We start from the raw sequence: 14,941 nt of genomic DNA, 5'->3' as shown, positions 1-14,941 counted from the left end.
GGTTCCTTGATCAGTCCGCTTTGGGCGGGCTGTTCTTCTCGGCTAGGGTCTTGTCGTCGCTGATGGCAATGTGCGCGCCGTTGTCCAGTTTGATCTGGCCGGCGGTGACCACGGTTTCGCCTTTCTGCACGCCTTTGGTGATCATCACCTGGCCCTCGCGACGCTCGCCGGTTTCGACAAAACGCCGCTCGGCGATCAGCACCGGTTGACCCTTGGCGTCCTTTTCCACGCTGCCGTCTTCGGCTTTCTTTTCTACGGCCACGTACACCGAATTGCCGTAGAGCGTGTAGGTGATGGCGCTTTCCGGCACGACAATGCGCGGCTGGGAGTCGGGCAGTTGCACCTGCAAACTGGCGAACATGCCCGGCAGCAGCTTGCCATCGGGGTTGGCCAGGGTGGCGCGGACCTGCACGTTGCGCGTGCTGTTTTCCACTTTCGGGTTGATCGCGCTGATGGTGCCGGGGAATTCCTGCGCCGGGTACGCCGAGACGTTGACCTGTACGGGCTGGCCAATGGCAATTTTCGGCACTGACTGTTCGGGCACGAAGAAGTCGACGTAGAGGCTGCTGAGGTCTTGCAGGGTGGCGATTTTGGTGCCGCTGGCCAGGTAGTCGCCGACGTCCACCAGGCGAATGCCGATGGTGCCGCTGAACGGCGCTACGATGCGTTTTTTCTCAAGGGATGCCTTGAGCTGATTGACCGTCGCCTTGCTCTTTTTCAGGACGGCCGAGAGTCGATCGAATTCGCCTTTGGAAATAGCCTGGCTGCCCACCAGTTGGCTGCCACGGGTGTAGTCCACTTGGGCCAGGCCGAGGTCGGCCTGTGCGGTTTCCAGCAGGGCGGTTTCCACGGCGCTGTCGAGTTGCACGATGGGTTGCCCGGCCTTGACCTTCTGTCCTGATTCGAACTGCACGTCGGTGACAGTGCCGGCGATCTCCAGGCTCAGGTCTACACCCTGCAGCGCCTTGAGTGTCCCGACCGCAGGCAGGCGCGCTTGCCAGGGACGTTCCGCCGCCGTCGCCACCGCGACACTGATGGGCGGTTTGGGCGCAGAGAAACCCTGGATCATCGTGTAGATGGAGAACGCCTTGTAGGCGCCCAGAATCAACACGATCAACAGCACAACACCCAACATGATCAGCATGCGGCGACGCAGCATATTTCCAGTTCCTTGGAGAAAATCAGGTGAGACAGTAGGGCACATTACCGCGAGTGGGAGAGGGATTCCAACTGGCACTTCTTGCAGGCAAGCGCCAGCCCCGTAGGAGCTAGCTCCTACGGGGTAGAGGGTTGTGTTCAGATTAAATGCAGATGGTTGTCCCAGAGCCCTGCCGGCAGCTCCAGTGGTTTTGCAACAAGATTTGTCTGGCGGCAATCGTAATAACGGCAGCGTCCCTGACCGGACGTCACGACAAAACCATCGGCGACAGCGCCGACGCCGGCGCAGTCGGGCAGGGGGGCGTCCAGGCGCACCTCGCCACTGTCCAGGTCCCAGATGAAAAAGCGGTTGCCCCGGGGTGCGGTCAACGCCACCAGGCGCAGGTCGCTGTGTACCGCGACACTGGCGGTGTAGTGCCCCATCGATTGCAACTGATGTTCCGGTACCGGGAACGCGACGAAGGGCTGGCCGGGGCGCTTGATCGCCAACAGCTCCGAGGATTCGTGGGACGCGCCCATGAATTGCTGGCCGGTGACGATGGTGCCGTCGCCAGCGATGCCCATGTGCCGCACGCTGTTCATCTGCTGGGCGAGGGTTTCCTTGCTCAGCAGGGTGCCGTCGCGCTGCATCAGCACCAGGCTCGGTTCCATGGCGTTGAGGTTCATCTCGACCCGGCTTTCCGCCTCGGTGCGGATGCCGCCGTTGGCCACCACCAGGGTTTCGCCATCGGGCATCCACGACACCTGATGCGGGCCGATGCCGTGGGTGGAGATCTCGCCGCTGTGCACCAGCCGTGCGCCTTCGAACTTGTACACGCCGAGCAGGCCGCGACCCGGATCGGTGGTGTCGTTTTCAGTGGCGTACAGCCAGTCGCCGTCCTTGTGAATCACTGCGTGCCCGTAGAAATGCCGGTTCGGCTGCGACACCACGGTTTGCAGGAGCGTGCCTTCGCGCAGGTCGATCAGGTAACTCTCGGTACCCGGGCGACGGGCGACGAACAAGGCGATCGGCTGCGTCGGGTGGTTGATGATGTCGTGGCAACGCTGGTTGACCCGGGTGGCGAACACCTGGGTGCCGTCCAGCCGATAACCGACGGCGTAATGCTGGCCGTCGCTATCGTCCCGCGCCGACAGCAGCAACGGGCCCTGGTCCTTTTGCCTGAACAGCTTCCAGCCGCCCAGCGTCACTGCACCCAGCAGCAAACTTCCCAGTGTCAGAGCCTGACGTCGCAACATGGAACTCGCCCTCATCAGTCACCATCGTTGGCGTTGAAGCCCAGTTGAATGCCCAGCGCCTTGGCCAGTTCGCCTTCGTGCAGGCGATGGACGACGTTGAGGCTGTCATACAGATCGTTGAGTTGCTGGCGACCGGCATCGTCACCGAGCATTTCGGTCAGCGAGCGCTGGTTGCTGGCGAACAGTTTCAGCGAAGCGGCGTACGCGGCATCGATCTTGTCGGCCAGCGGCTTTTGCTCGCTCGGCAACAGGCTGCGCAGGCCCTTGTTGTCGACGCCTTCCCAGACGGTTTTGGCGGCCGCTAGGCTGGCTTCCATACCGGTCAGCGATTGCTGGCTACGCCAGGCGTCGGCCTGGAACGGCTGCGGCACGCCCTTGCTCTGGCGGCCCATCGGCGTGCCGAGCTTTTTCTTCAGGGTGTCGATGGCCGTTACCTGCACGCGCAGCAGGTCAGCGATGGCCTCGTGGGAGTCGGCGTAGCGCTGGTTCGGGAACTTGCTCATTTGCGCGAGCATGCCGTCAGTGTTGTTCCAGCTCTTCAGGATCTCTTCAGCCAGTTGCTTCTGACGCTCGCCGATGGCCACCAGCAGCGGGCAGTATTTGGCTTTCTGCTCAGCGTTGGCCACGTCAGGTTTGCTGTCGAACAGAATGTATTCGTAGGCCGACAGGCCTTGCACGACGACGCTGGACTTGGCCAGGGCGGCGGCATCGATTTGCGGCTGGGCGGTGACCAGTTGCTCGACCTGACGGCCGACCAGGTTTTTCTTGTCCGGCCAGAACTGCACTTGCCAGGAGCGGTTGCCTTCAGACAGCGGCCCGATCAGCAGCGGTTGCAGCTCGGCCCAGGCTTTTTGCGCGTGCAGGAAGTCGGCACGGGCCGTTTCCAGGGTTTCCTTGCCTTCGCAGTAGGCCAGCGCGCTAACGGCCAATTGGCGATCGGCCTCAACCCAGCGGGTGTAGGTCGGCAGGATCACCGATTTGGCGATGGCCGCCGAGGTGACCGCTTGCGGGTCCTGTGGCGAGCAAGCGCCCAGGGCAAGGGCGGCAAGGCTGGTGAACAGTAATTTGGGACGAAACATCTTGGGCTCCCGCGGAAGGCTTGGGGGGTGTTAAAGGGAATTCAAAAACGCCAGCAACGCAGCGCGCTGCTCGACATTGAAAGACAGAACCTGTTGCTGCGCCGCCTGTGCCTCGCCGCCATGCCAGAGCACGGCTTCGAGCAGATTGCGGGCGCGACCGTCATGCAGAAATTGCGTATGTCCGCTGACCGCTTGGGTCAGACCGATGCCCCACAACGGCGGGGTGCGCCAGTCGCGGCCACCGGCCTGGAATTCCGTGCGGTTGTCGGCCAGGCCTTCGCCCATGTCATGCAGCAGCAGATCGCTGTAGGGGCGAATCACTTGATTGGCCAGTTCAGGTTCTGCGGCGTTGGCGGCCGTGGTGTATTGGGGGGTGTGACAGCTCTGGCAGCCGGCCTGATAGAACAGGTTCTTGCCGGCCAGCACTTCGGGCGCGTTGACATCGCGGCGTGCCGGTACGGCGAGGTTACGGGTGTAGAACAGCACCAGGCGGAGGATGTTGTCGCTGACTTCCGGCTCGCCATTCGGGCCATTGCCATTGGGCGCCTGTTTGCAGGCAGTTTGCGCGTCCGTGCAGTCATCAAAGGGTCTCAGGCTGGTGGTGAGGCCCATATCACCAGAAAACGCGTGAACATTTTGTTGATTGAGGTTCGGTTGCCCGGCTTTCCAGCCAAATCGTCCGAGGACGGTCTTTTGCTGAGCGTCATCCCAGACGTGATTCGGGCGTCCGGCTATGCCGTTCTTCGCTTTCGCCTGAGTCTCGGCATTGGCCAGAATCGCCTCTTCGGGGATGGCTTCGAGCAGGCCCAGACCGATCATGGGCGGGGCCACCCGTGCCGAGAAACGGGTATCCGGGTGCATCGGGCCATAGCCCAGTTGAGTGATGTTCAGGCTCGGTTTGCGCAGTTCGACCAGTGTGCCGTCCTTGAAGCGGACCGGCACCGGCGTGTAATCGACCCGTACCTTGCCTTCGGGCGCGACGCCGGGGACGGCCATGTCCTGGAACTGGCCGCCGTACACGGGTTCAGGCACGACACCGAGCTGCTCGATGACTTTCGCGTAGGCAGGAGCGTCGGGAATCGACAGACGCACCAGCATCGATACGGCATTCGCGTCGCCGGGTCCCGGTGGATGACCACGGCCATCCTTGATGTGGCAACCCTGACAGGCGTTGGTGTTGAACAACGGGCCGAGGCCGTCGCGGGCGGTGGTGGTCGAGGGTGCGATCACCCAGGGACTGCGAAAGAAACTGTTGCCGACGCTGAAGTCCACCCGACGGGATGGCGGCAGGTTGGCGGAGGGCAGCGAGAAGGCATTCTGATCGGTCTTGCGCACGGTCGTGCTGCCACCGGAGCGGGCCTCACCGGGTTCTGCCTGGGTGAAACGCGGGGCGTCATCGCAGGCACTCAGGCCCAGGGCCAGAAACAGTGCGGACAAGCGAAGAGGCAGCGGGGGCATCAGACATCCTGCGGGGCGAGCAAAACAAGGGCGCAAAGTCTAACAGGGGATGGGAATTTGAATAAGAGGAATTATCGTTTGCTTGATATGGGGCAAGTGTTCACCTGCAAGCTCGCTCCTACAGGGGGCATAGGTGCAGGCACGAAAAAGGCGACCCGAAGGTCGCCTTTTTCATTCAGCCAGCGGTGATCAGAATTCGTGATCAGCGTTGTCCGGGTTCAGGTCGTTGATACCCAGTTTGCCGGCTGCGGCTTCGATCGAACCGGTCTGCTTGACCAAGGACGCGATGGCGTCGCGCACGATCTGGTTACCGGCCGTGTTGCCGGCAGCGATCAACTGGTCGTAGTGCTCACCCTTGTTGGCATGATCGACCATGACCTGGATCTTGGCTTCGGTGGCAGCCAGATCGGCTTTCAGCGCGGTGTCGGCAGCCGGGTCAGCCTTGGCCACCAGGGACGACAGGCTGGCGCCGGTCATCTTGGTGCCGTCGACACGAGTGTATTCGCCCAGGTACACGTTACGAATGCCTTTGGCATCGTAGAAGTGCGAGTTGTGGGTGTTGTCGCTGAAGCAATCCTGTTCGTCTTCCGGGGAGTTGGCTTCCAGGGACACTTTCATGCGCTCGCCCGCCAGTTCGCCCAGGGACAGGCTGCCCATGCCGAAGAGCATTTTGCGCAGGCCGCTCTCAGCCGGTTCGGCTTCCAGGGTGGCGCGGTAGTTGTCGGCCACGTTCGGCTTCCAGTTGCCGACCATTTCTTCCAGGTCGCTGACCAGCAGTTGGGTCACGGCTTTCAGGTAGGCACGACGACGGTCGTTGTGGCCACCGGTGGCGCCAGCGCCTTCCAGGTAGTCCGAAGCCGGACGGTTGCCGGCGCCAGGGCCGGTGCCGTTCAGGTCCTGGCCCCAGAGCAGGAATTCGATCGCGTGGTAGCCAGTGGCGACGTTGGCCTCGGAACCGCCCAGCTCGTTCAGGCTGGCGAGTTTTTCCGGGGTGATGTCCTTGACGTCGACCTTGTCTTCGCCGATCTGGATTTCAGTGTTGGCGATGATATTGGCGGTGGCACCCGGGTTACCCAGGGCGTGCTCGTAGGACTTGTCGACGTAGTCGATCAGGCCTTCGTCCAGGGGCCAGGAGTTCACCTGACCTTCCCAGTCGTCGATGATGGTGTTGCCGAAGCGGAAGACTTCGCTCTGCAGGTAAGGTACGCGTGCAGCAACCCAGGCGGCCTTGGCGGCTTTCAGGGTGTCGGCGTTCGGCTTGGCGAGGAAGGCATCAACGGCGGTTTGCAGGGTTTTCGCGGTGGATTCGGCATCGCTGTAAACGGCGAAAACCATGTCGGCGTAGTGGGCGACAACGGCTTTGGCCGCTGCTTCGTCGACTTTACCGTTCGCGGCAGGTGCAGCGGCCGGGGCCGATGCAGCAGCGGCGGCCGGTGCAGGCGCAGCAGCTTTTTCTTTGTCTTTGCCTTCGCCGCAACCGGCGAGGGCAATAGCGATGGCCAACAGACTGGCGGTAGCCAGGGGCATACGAATCATGGCGAACATCCTGCTTCGATAGGGGGTGGACGGGCGCTTTGCGCGCGCAAAACTGCGACATAATGCAAATCTTTCGCATTATGTGTAAAGGGTTGGGGTTGGAAATATTTCTTATTTGCCCGGCCAAGGACACGGCTTTTCGGTGGGAGCGAGCTTGCTCGCGATGAGCCAACGGGCAGCGAGTGCATCCGGGATGTACGCGTTTTCGTTCGCGTCCATCGCGAGCAAGCTCGCTCCCACATGGGGTGTGGCGGGATTACAGGATGGCGGCGTTACTGCGCTGGGCCTGTTTCAGGTAAACGCTCAACTCCCGCGCCGGCAGGGGTTTGCTGTAGAGATAACCCTGACCTTCGTGGCAGCCTTCGGAGATGATGTAGGCCTCCTGCTCGGTGGTTTCCACGCCTTCGGCAATCACCTGCATGCCCAGGCTCTTGCCCAGCTGAATGATCGCGCGAACGATGGTGGCGTCGTCATCGTCATCGAGCAGGTCCTGCACGAAGCTCTTGTCGATCTTGATCTTGTCCAGCGGCAGGCTTTTCAGATAGCTCAGGGACGAATAACCGGTGCCGAAGTCGTCGATGGCGATCAACGCGCCGGAACGACGCAGGCTGAGCAGATGCTGGGCGGCGGTGCTGATGTCTTCCATCAGGCCGGTTTCAGTGACTTCCAGCTCCAGGCTGCGGGGTGGCAGGCGATACATCTGCAGCAGGTTGTTGACTACCCGCGGCAGCTCGGCGTGGTGCAGTTGCACCGTGGACAGGTTGACCGCCATGCGCAGTTCGCTGAAGCCCAGGTCGTGCCAGTCGCGCAGTTGCTTGCAGGCCTGGTCCAGCACCCATTCACCGATGGCGATGATGGTGCCGTTTTGTTCGGCCAGCGGGATGAACAGGTCCGGCGGTACCAGGCCGTGATCGGGGTGCTGCCAGCGAATCAGCGCTTCGACACCGACCACGCGATTGTCGCGGTAGCTGATCTGCGGCTGGTAGACGAGGTAGAACTGGTTGCGCAGCAGCGCGTCTCGCAAGTCTTTTTCCAGCTCGCGACGGCGGCGCATCTCGGTGTCGACGCTGGCGATATAGAACTGGTAGCGATTGCGCGACCGGGTCTTGGCCAGGGTCATGGTCTGCTCGGCCTTTTGCAGCAACTTCTCGGTGCTGTCACCGTCCTCGGGGAACAGGGTGATGCCGATGGTAGCGCGCAGGCGAATCTCCTGATGATCGAGGGCGAAGGGCGCCTCCAGGTCGTCGAGAATGCTTTGTGCCAGTTCTGCGGCTTCGTAGGGCTGCTCGATATCGGCCTGAACCAGGGCGAACTGGTCGCCACCCAGGCGGGCGAGGGCGCCGAGGCGTCCACTGTGGGCGCGCAGGCGATCGGCCAGGGCCAGCAGCAGTTGGTCGCCGGTCTGGTAGCTGAATTGTTCGTTGATGCCCTTGAAGTCATCGAGGCCGACACACAACACCGCGACACGACGCTGCAGTTTGCCGGCGTCGACGAGGATCTTGTCCAGTTGCTGCTGCAGTTGCTGACGGTTCGGCAGGCCGGTAAGGAAGTCGTACTGGGCCATGCGCAGCAGGCTGTTTTCCGCTTCATGGCGCAGGTGGGTATTGCGCTCGATGGATTCGAGCAACTGGTTGGCAGTATTGATCCAGATACCCAGTTCGTTCTTTTCGTGACCCTTGAGCTGTGGAATCTTGTGTTCGCTTGGGCGGTCCGGATTGATTTCCGTGAGGTGTTCGATGATCCGCGACAGCGGCTTGGTCAACAGCCAGTGATAGACCAGGTACAGCACCAGGCCCATTGCCAGGGCGCGCAGCACGCCGGAGATGAAAATGATCACCGAGCTGACAATGAAACCCTGCCCATAAGTGGCGGTGTCGAGGGTGATGCTCAAGTCGCCGTAATACTCACTGTACGGCCCACGCCCGACCAGTTGGGTGGTGAAAGTGCGTTCCTGGCCGAGAATCAGGTCGGTCAGCCAGCGGCTGTTGGAATGCTGCAGGTCGCGGGATTTTTGCGCGAGCATCGCTTCATTGGGATGGCCGATGGACGCCTGGCGTACCGCGTCATCCTGAAACAGGCCTTCGATCACCTGCATGCCCATCTCGCGGTCGAGGCTGTACACGGCCTGGGTCGAAGGGTCACGGAACATGTCGAGGATACGCTCGGCATCGCCAGCGACGGCCTGCCGGGTTTTATAGGCATCGAAAACAATCTGCGCGCAGCTCAAGACCACACCGACGATCAATGCCGACAGGAGCACGACCCGGAGCAACTTCACCGACAAGCTGTTCTTGAGTTCCAGCTTCAAAGGGTTATTCCTTGTTCCGTGCGGGTAGCATCAAGTTGCCATGAGTATTGGCAATCCCGTAATGGCAGTCAAAGGGTCAATGATCCCTGAGGGATTTTGCCTGCAGCCTGGCCGTTATGCAGCTGTCTTATATTGCTAGCCTATTAGCACTGTGTCGGTTGTCGAGTCCTTCAACTTGAGCGGGATAAAGAGTTTTTTTCCGTTGATTTGATGTTAGCCGCCTGTGGCGTTGGAGCAAGGGGGGAAAGGGCTGGTTTTATTGTCAGATAATTCTTCGAAAAGTATCAAAAAAAAACCCGGCAAAAGCCGGGTTTTTTTGACTGGCGTCGAGCTTAAGCGGTGAAGGTCTTGCCTTCGAACTGCTCAGCTACGAATTTCCAGTTCACCAGGTTCCAGAACGCTTCTACGTATTTTGGACGAACGTTGCGGTAGTCGATGTAGTAGGCGTGTTCCCAGACGTCGCAGGTCAGCAGCGGAGTGTCGCCGTTGGTCAGCGGGTTGCCGGCGCCGATGGTGCTGGCCAGGGCCAGGGAACCGTCAGCCTTTTTCACCAGCCAGCCCCAACCGGAACCGAAGGTGCCGATGGAAGTCTTGCTGAACTCTTCCTTGAACTTGTCGAACGAACCGAACGCAGCGTTGATGGCTTCAGCCAGCGCGCCGGTTGGTTGACCGCCGGCGTTTGGCGCCAGGCAATTCCAGTAGAAGGTGTGGTTCCAGACCTGAGCGGCGTTGTTGAAGATACCGCCCGAGGAGGTCTTGACGATCTGCTCCAGGGTCTTGCCTTCGAACTCGGTGCCTGGCACCAGGTTGTTCAGGTTCACGACGTAGGTGTTGTGGTGCTTGTCGTGGTGGTATTCCAGCGTTTCCTTGGAAATGTGCGGCTGCAGGGCATCGTGTGCGTACGGCAGTGGCGGCAATTCGAAAGCCATCTTGATTCTCCTAATCAGGTCAGTTGCGGTGAGCGCAAGGCCGATCACGGGCGGCCAGACAAGCGCCGGGGAGTTTGTACTCTTTGCGGCGCAGGGATTGGGATCATAGCACCGGGGTGGCGGCATAACCACGCAACAACTGTGTGGAATAGAGGTTCCAGAGCCTTTTGGAATAAGTCAGCCGGCGCTGATCAATTGCAACGCTACCGCGAACATCATGATCGCCACCAGCAGGTCGAGAATGCGCCAGGTGCTCGGTCGGGCAAGCCACGGCGCCAGCCAGGCGGCACCCAGGGCCAGGGTGAAGAACCACAGCAATGATGCACTCGCCGCGCCTACCACGTAGGCACCCGGTTCGGTCTGTTGTGCACCGAGGGAGCCGATCAGCAGCACGGTGTCGAGGTACACGTGCGGGTTGAGCAACGTCACCGCCAAGGCGCTGAGCATGACCGCCCGTAGCGAGCGCACAGTCGGGTTCTCGCCCTGTTGCAGACTCTGTTTTGAAAATGCCCGACGCAGCGCCTGGCTGCCGTACCAGATCAAAAATGCTGCGCCGCCCCAGCGGGCAATCGCCAGCAGTGTCGGATTGTGCGCCAGCACGCTGGCCAGACCGAACACCCCGGCGGCCACCAGGATCGCATCGCAGATCACGCAGAGCGCGGCAACCGGCAGGTGATGTTCCCGCCGCAGGCTTTGCGCGAGGACGAACGCATTCTGCGTACCGATGGCCATGATCAGGCCGAAGGCCACCAACAGGCCATTTACATAACTTTGCCACATGCTGGTTTACTCCCCGTTGGCGGCCAGATCGCGCAGCACTTGCAGGGCGCGATCGGCATCGGCCAGACCGACAAACAAATGGTCGTGGTAGTAGCCGGCAATCACGTTGCAGCTGATGCCGGCCTTGCCCAGTGCCGTGGCGAACGCAGCCGTCAGGCCAACCGCTTCGAGGGCCGAGTGCACGTTCAGGGTGATCCAGGCGGCGATGTAGTCGAAGGTGAATCCGGCCTGTTCGGCCTGGGATCGTTCCAGGATCAGCGTCAGACCTTCCTGTTCGCGAAAGCTGCCGATGATGTCCAGATCCGCCGGCAGTTGCCCGTCGCGCAGGGTGCAAAACACGTATTCGCCAGCGTTGAGTTGCGGGCTCATGCTGCGCAGCAGCGTTGCCAATGAAGTTTCGCCAGCCATTGTGGTGTTCCTTGTTCAAGAGTGCTTGCCGGGCATTTTCAGTGCAAACGCTGTATAAGAAAAACAAATCATGCTGATCGCTCATTAGGAAAACTGATGTTCGACTACAAATTACTCTCTGCCCTGGCCGCCGTGGTCGAACAAGCCGGTTTCGAGCGCGCAGCGCAAGTACTGGGGCTGTCGCAATCGGCGATCTCGCAACGCATCAAATTGCTGGAGGCACGGGTCGGCCAACCGGTCCTGGTGCGGGCCACACCGCCAACACCCACCGAGATCGGTCGGCGTCTGCTCAACCATGTGCAGCAGGTACGTTTACTGGAGCGGGATCTGCAAAGCCTGGTGCCGGCACTGGATGAAGAAGGGCTGCCGGAGCGCCTGCGGATTGCCTTGAACGCCGACAGCCTCGCCACATGGTGGGCACAGGCTGTGGGCGAGTTTTGCGCAGAGCAGCATCTATTGATGGACCTGGTGGTCGAGGACCAGACCGTCGGCCTCAAACGCATGCGTGCCGGCGAAGTGGCCGCGTGCGTGTGTGCCAGTGAGCGCCCGGTGGCCGGTGCGCGCAGCGTGTTGCTGGGGGCGATGCGCTATCGGGCGCTGGCCAGCCCGGCGTTTCTGGCCCGGCATTTTCCCGATGGCGTGCGCGCCGAGCAATTGGCCCGCACGCCGGCGCTGGTATTCGGCCCGGACGACTTTCTGCAACATCGCTACCTCGCGTCGCTGGGCGTGGTCGGCGGATTCGAACACCATCTATGTCCTTCCTCGGAAGGTTTTATCCGCTTGACCGAAGCCGGACTCGGCTGGGGCCTGGTTCCGGAATTACAGGTGCGCGAGCAACTTGAACGCGGCACCTTGCTTGAGCTGTTGCCAGATAAACCCATCGATGTGCCGCTGTACTGGCATCATTGGCGCAATGGCGGTCAGTTACTGGGCTTGCTCACCGAGCAATTGGTAAGCGCCTCGAAACAATGGCTGGTGCCGTTGGACTGATCGGCAGCGTCAAGTCCACACGCAATACGTAAAACGAAATATTCGGAGCACTACATGAAAATTCTGGTCACTGGCGCAAGCGGCTTCATCGGCGGACGCTTTGCGCGTTTCGCCCTGGAGCAGGGCCTGGACGTACGGGTCAACGGTCGCCGGGCCGAAAGCGTGGAGCACCTGGTGCGCCGTGGCGCCGAGTTCATCCAGGGCGATCTGAGTGACCCGGAGCTGGCACGCGAGCTGTGTTCGGATGTCGAGGCCGTGGTGCATTGCGCCGGCGCGGTGGGTTTGTGGGGGCGCTACCAGGATTTCCATCAGGGCAATGTCCAGGTCACCGAAAACGTCGTCGAAGCCTGCCTCAAGCAGCGGGTTCGGCGCCTGGTGCATCTGTCGTCGCCGTCGATCTACTTCGATGGCCGTGACCATCTCGACCTGACTGAAGAACAGGTGCCCAAACGCTTCAAGCATCACTATGCAGCCACCAAGTACCTGGCCGAGCAGAAGGTCTTCGGTGCCCAGGAGTTCGGCCTGGAAACCCTGGCCCTGCGCCCGCGCTTCGTCACCGGGGCCGGCGACATGAGCATCTTCCCGCGCCTGCTGAACATGCAACGCAAGGGCCGCGTGGCAATCATCGGCAATGGCCTGAACAAGGTCGATTTCACCAGCGTGCAAAACCTCAACGAGGCGTTGCTCAGCAGCTTGCTGGCCAGTGGCTCTGCGTTGGGCAAGGCCTACAACATCAGCAACGGTACGCCGGTGCCTTTGTGGGATGTGGTCAATTACGTCATGCGAAAAATGGAAGTCCCGCAGGTGACCAAGTACCGTTCCTACGGCCTGGCCTACAGCGTTGCCGCGCTCAACGAGGGCGTTTGCAAATTGTGGCCGGGGCGCCCCGAGCCGACTTTGTCGCGCTTGAGCATGCAAGTGATGAACAAAAATTTCACCCTGGACATCAGCCGCGCCCGGCACTATCTGGATTACGATCCCAAGGTCAGCCTGTGGACGGCGCTCGACGAGTTCTGTGGCTGGTGGAAGGCCCAGGACATTCGCTGAAAAAGCTTGCAGCACCCCCTTGTTGAACCGGGTACCGGGCTTAAAGGTCAATGAATGCGGCTGTGGGGTTTATACTGCGCGGCACAAAGCCATCATGTGATTCACAAAGGTTGATTCAATGCCCATGCGAAACGATGCCAACGACGACTTTGACAATGTGCCCAGCTTGCGTGCAGACGTGCTCGACGACGATGACTTTCCGCCCAGCACGCGCACGGCGGTGCATTCGCGCACTGCGCCGGTGGTCAAGGTCAAGTCGGCCAGTACCGGGCCGTTGTGGGCCCTGGTTGGTGCCTTGTTCTTCGCGTTCGCAGGCCTCGCCTGGTGGAGCTTTCAGCAGATTTCGCTGATGGAGCAGCAACTGGTGGCGACCCAGGAAAGTTTCGCGCGCATCAGTGAGGAAGCGGCGGGGCGCTTGCAGGACATTTCCGGCAAGGTTGTCGCTAGCCAGACCAACGTCACCACCGACAGCGAAGCCTTGAAGTTGCAAATCAAGCAACTGGAAAACCGTCTGCAGGACCAGAGCACCCAGCAGCAAGGCGTGGCCGGGCAGGCGTCCGAGCTGGACAAACGTCTGGCGCAGATGACCGCGCAAACCACCGAGCTGGACAAGCGCCTGGCACAGTTGACCGCACAGAACACCGAGCAACAGGCCGCCAATACGCAGCTGCAGGCGCAGGTCAAAACCCTGAGCAGTGAACTGACCGCACTTAAAAGCGCGGCGACCGATCCGGAAAAAGTCGATGCCCAGCTCAAGAGCCTGAGCGCCGATATCGCCACCTTGAAGAAACAAGGCAACCCGAGCGCCGCCATCGAGCGTCTGGAACAGGACATGATTGTGCTCAAGAGCGAGCAGGACAATCGCCCGGTTGCAGCGCCGGGTTCGACCAACACTGCCGAGTTCGATGCGTTCCGGGGTCAGGTCACCCGCAACATCAACACCCTGCAGGCGCAGATTCAAAACCTGCAGCAGCAACTGCGCGCCCGCCAATGAGTCACGTCCCTTTGCCGGCTTGGCCGGCAAAGGGTTTGTCCGCACACTGCTCTTCGCTGAATATCCATACATGCCCCATTGCCGTCTACGCTCTTGAAAACACCAACAAGACGAGGGATGCGCAATGGGGTTTCTGCATAAATTGACCTGGCTGTGCGGCATGCTGGTGCTGTGCCTGGGTCAGGTTCACGCCGCCGGGACGGAAAAGGATGACAGCAAAGCGGCCGTCGCCTTGTTGGAAAAAGCCCTGGCCTACTACCACGACAATGGCGACAAGGCCTTTGCGGCGTTCAGTCGTCAGGGCGAATTCGTCGACAAGGACCGTTATGTCTTTGTCCTCGACACCAAGGGTGTGATGCTCGCCAGCGGCGGGCCTTCTTCGGCGCTGATTGGCCGGGACGTGTCGGAGGTCCTGGGGCCGGACCTGCAGAAAACCTTCAAGGATGCGCTGAAGGTTCCTGAGGGCAACGGCATTCAGCAGGCCGAATATCGCTGGCAGAACTGGGCCGACGGCAAGGTCGAACGCAAGCATGTCTACTACCAGCGCGTCGGCGACCGGATCCTGGCCGTGGGCTATTACATGCCGCGCGCTTCAGCGGAGCAGGCGATGGCCCTTCTCAACAAGGCGGCGATGGATCTGGCCAAGGACGAGAAAGGCACGTTGACGGCGATCAATTCCCTCAAGGGCGGCTATTTGCAGGATGACCTGTACGTGTTTGTGGTCGATCTGGACACCAAACGCTACGTGGCTCACGGCACCAATCTGCGTTTGATCAACACCGATTTCAGCAAGATCGAAGACCCGGAAGACAAGCCGGTGGGTGAACCGATCCTGGCAATGATGGCGACGCAGGACCATGGCGAGTATGAATACCGCTGGAAAAACCCGGTGACCGGCAAGGTCGAGAACAAGCATGCGTACCTGAAGAAGGTCGGGCACTTTCTGGTAGCAGTCGGGTATTACAGCCCTTGACGGAGATTGTCTGAAAAGTCGCTTCCGCGAGCAGGCTCGCTCCCA

13 protein-coding genes are annotated in these 14,941 nt (G+C 60.8%); 4 read left to right on the top strand and 9 right to left on the bottom strand.

Annotated features, from left to right (window positions below; genetic code table 11):
• Nucleotides 1-10: 10 nt before the first annotated feature.
• From EIY72_RS02205 to EIY72_RS02165, 9 genes are all read right to left on the bottom strand, one after another.
• Nucleotides 11-1,159, bottom strand: coding sequence for an efflux RND transporter periplasmic adaptor subunit (locus EIY72_RS02205; protein ID WP_093226411.1), 1,149 nt, complete (start codon nt 1,157-1,159; stop codon nt 11-13).
• Nucleotides 1,160-1,296: 137 nt separating this feature from the next.
• On the bottom strand, nt 1,297-2,394 hold the full coding sequence (locus EIY72_RS02200) for a DUF1513 domain-containing protein (protein ID WP_093226408.1): 1,098 nt from the start codon (nt 2,392-2,394) through the stop codon (nt 1,297-1,299).
• 14 nt (nt 2,395-2,408) lie between these two features.
• The gene (locus tag EIY72_RS02195) at nt 2,409-3,473 is read right to left on the bottom strand and encodes an imelysin family protein (protein ID WP_093226406.1); all 1,065 of its coding nucleotides are present in this window, start codon (nt 3,471-3,473) and stop codon (nt 2,409-2,411) included.
• Nucleotides 3,474-3,503: 30 nt separating this feature from the next.
• Nucleotides 3,504-4,931: a di-heme oxidoreductase family protein gene (locus EIY72_RS02190; protein ID WP_093226403.1), complete on the bottom strand. Its 1,428-nt coding sequence runs from the start codon at nt 4,929-4,931 to the stop codon at nt 3,504-3,506.
• Nucleotides 4,932-5,120: 189 nt separating this feature from the next.
• Nucleotides 5,121-6,467, bottom strand: coding sequence for an imelysin family protein (locus EIY72_RS02185; protein WP_093226400.1), 1,347 nt, complete (start codon nt 6,465-6,467; stop codon nt 5,121-5,123).
• 256 nt (nt 6,468-6,723) lie between these two features.
• Nucleotides 6,724-8,775 (bottom strand): putative bifunctional diguanylate cyclase/phosphodiesterase, encoded by a 2,052-nt coding sequence (locus EIY72_RS02180; protein ID WP_093226397.1) that lies wholly within the window; start codon nt 8,773-8,775, stop codon nt 6,724-6,726.
• A gap of 332 nt (nt 8,776-9,107) precedes the next feature.
• Nucleotides 9,108-9,704, bottom strand: a complete 597-nt coding sequence (locus tag EIY72_RS02175) for a superoxide dismutase (protein WP_093226394.1) — start codon at nt 9,702-9,704, stop codon at nt 9,108-9,110.
• Nucleotides 9,705-9,881: 177 nt separating this feature from the next.
• The gene (locus tag EIY72_RS02170) at nt 9,882-10,484 is read right to left on the bottom strand and encodes a LysE/ArgO family amino acid transporter (RefSeq protein ID WP_093226391.1); all 603 of its coding nucleotides are present in this window, start codon (nt 10,482-10,484) and stop codon (nt 9,882-9,884) included.
• A gap of 6 nt (nt 10,485-10,490) precedes the next feature.
• The gene (locus EIY72_RS02165; protein WP_093226388.1) at nt 10,491-10,892 is read right to left on the bottom strand and encodes an ACT domain-containing protein; all 402 of its coding nucleotides are present in this window, start codon (nt 10,890-10,892) and stop codon (nt 10,491-10,493) included.
• A gap of 96 nt (nt 10,893-10,988) precedes the next feature.
• On the opposite strand from EIY72_RS02165, the gene EIY72_RS02160 reads away from it, so the two are divergent.
• The 4 genes from EIY72_RS02160 to EIY72_RS02145 all read left to right on the top strand — a co-directional run bounded on the left by EIY72_RS02160 (nt 10,989) and on the right by EIY72_RS02145 (nt 14,896).
• Nucleotides 10,989-11,882, top strand: coding sequence for a LysR family transcriptional regulator ArgP (locus EIY72_RS02160; RefSeq protein WP_093226385.1), 894 nt, complete (start codon nt 10,989-10,991; stop codon nt 11,880-11,882).
• A 54-nt stretch (nt 11,883-11,936) separates the two neighbouring features.
• Nucleotides 11,937-12,929, top strand: coding sequence for an NAD-dependent epimerase/dehydratase family protein (locus EIY72_RS02155; protein WP_093226382.1), 993 nt, complete (start codon nt 11,937-11,939; stop codon nt 12,927-12,929).
• 118 nt (nt 12,930-13,047) lie between these two features.
• Nucleotides 13,048-13,923, top strand: coding sequence for a coiled-coil domain-containing protein (locus EIY72_RS02150; protein ID WP_093226379.1), 876 nt, complete (start codon nt 13,048-13,050; stop codon nt 13,921-13,923).
• A 124-nt stretch (nt 13,924-14,047) separates the two neighbouring features.
• Nucleotides 14,048-14,896, top strand: coding sequence for a cache domain-containing protein (locus EIY72_RS02145; RefSeq protein ID WP_093226376.1), 849 nt, complete (start codon nt 14,048-14,050; stop codon nt 14,894-14,896).
• Nucleotides 14,897-14,941: the final 45 nt, after the last annotated feature.

It is taken from the genome of Pseudomonas vancouverensis (genome assembly GCF_004348895.1).
Lineage (GTDB): Bacteria > Pseudomonadota > Gammaproteobacteria > Pseudomonadales > Pseudomonadaceae > Aquipseudomonas > Aquipseudomonas vancouverensis.
Note: the sequence above shows the minus strand (reverse complement) of the source record. Positions and strands in the feature narration are given on the sequence as shown.

Excerpts from the sequence above, each read along its gene's own strand:
- EIY72_RS02190 (WP_093226403.1), bottom strand. The coding sequence starts at position 4,931 with ATGCCCCCGCTGCCTCTTCGCTTGTCCGCACTGTTTCTGGCCCTGGGC.
- EIY72_RS02200 (WP_093226408.1), bottom strand. The coding sequence starts at position 2,394 with ATGTTGCGACGTCAGGCTCTGACACTGGGAAGTTTGCTGCTGGGTGCA.
- EIY72_RS02170 (WP_093226391.1), bottom strand. The coding sequence starts at position 10,484 with ATGTGGCAAAGTTATGTAAATGGCCTGTTGGTGGCCTTCGGCCTGATC.
- EIY72_RS02175 (WP_093226394.1), bottom strand. The coding sequence starts at position 9,704 with ATGGCTTTCGAATTGCCGCCACTGCCGTACGCACACGATGCCCTGCAG.
- EIY72_RS02195 (WP_093226406.1), bottom strand. The coding sequence starts at position 3,473 with ATGTTTCGTCCCAAATTACTGTTCACCAGCCTTGCCGCCCTTGCCCTG.
- EIY72_RS02150 (WP_093226379.1), top strand. The coding sequence starts at position 13,048 with ATGCCCATGCGAAACGATGCCAACGACGACTTTGACAATGTGCCCAGC.
- EIY72_RS02160 (WP_093226385.1), top strand. The coding sequence starts at position 10,989 with ATGTTCGACTACAAATTACTCTCTGCCCTGGCCGCCGTGGTCGAACAA.
- EIY72_RS02145 (WP_093226376.1), top strand. The coding sequence starts at position 14,048 with ATGGGGTTTCTGCATAAATTGACCTGGCTGTGCGGCATGCTGGTGCTG.
- EIY72_RS02165 (WP_093226388.1), bottom strand. The coding sequence starts at position 10,892 with ATGGCTGGCGAAACTTCATTGGCAACGCTGCTGCGCAGCATGAGCCCG.
- EIY72_RS02205 (WP_093226411.1), bottom strand. The coding sequence starts at position 1,159 with ATGCTGCGTCGCCGCATGCTGATCATGTTGGGTGTTGTGCTGTTGATC.
- EIY72_RS02185 (WP_093226400.1), bottom strand. The coding sequence starts at position 6,467 with ATGATTCGTATGCCCCTGGCTACCGCCAGTCTGTTGGCCATCGCTATT.
- EIY72_RS02155 (WP_093226382.1), top strand. The coding sequence starts at position 11,937 with ATGAAAATTCTGGTCACTGGCGCAAGCGGCTTCATCGGCGGACGCTTT.